The following is a 654-nucleotide window of genomic DNA, read 5'->3' as shown; positions in this document are numbered from 1 at the left end:
AGCTTTTCACCGCCTTTATGATGCTGACGCATCGACAACCGTTGTTTCCCCACCCATTCCCGATAGGCGCGGCAGAAGTGGCTATAGCTGTAATAAGGCTCACCGACTTTCTCACGCATTTCATCGAATACTAACTGCAACGTCAAATGTTTGTGCTGCTTTAAATCCTTATTGATGGTGAGCCAGTCAGGTGTTGGGTATCTTTTTTGACGGGGTGAGAAGTCCCTGATTTTTGTATTAAGAAACGTACCGTGTTGTTTATCGTCAGGTAACGGCCATTGGTTTAACCCTAACTCATTGGCCTTTTTAACGTAATTAGCCACAGTGCCAGGGGAGATATTTAAGCTTCTGGCAATCTCTCGATGGGATAATTTTGCTGAATATTTCAGCCGTAAAATAGCATGTAATTTACTCATAGATATAGGTCTTGTTGACATTATTGTTATCCTCATCAAATGATTTAGATAACGGTTTAACATACCTACAAAAATGATAAAACGTGAACTCGGTTACGAGTGGCATTAAGCTTTGATCGGCAAAATCATTAAGAACACAAAAGTGATCATTATCGCGTAATTTTCGTGATCAAAGCTTAATGAGAATAAGCGATCAAAGTTAATGCCATTGGGTGATCAAAGCTGGTGAGAATATGCA

1 protein-coding gene is annotated in these 654 nt (G+C 40.1%); it reads right to left on the bottom strand.

Going from position 1 to position 654, the window contains the following annotated elements:
- On the bottom strand, positions 1 to 437 hold a 437-nt coding region (locus FW757_RS23155; RefSeq protein WP_446441785.1), incomplete at its 3' end, for a sigma factor-like helix-turn-helix DNA-binding protein.
- Between the last annotated feature and the right edge of the window lie 217 nt (positions 438 to 654).

Source organism: Pseudoalteromonas sp. 1181_04 (genome assembly GCF_052850545.1).
The sequence above is the reverse complement of the archived record's forward strand: the minus strand, read 5'-3'. Positions and strand labels throughout refer to the sequence as shown.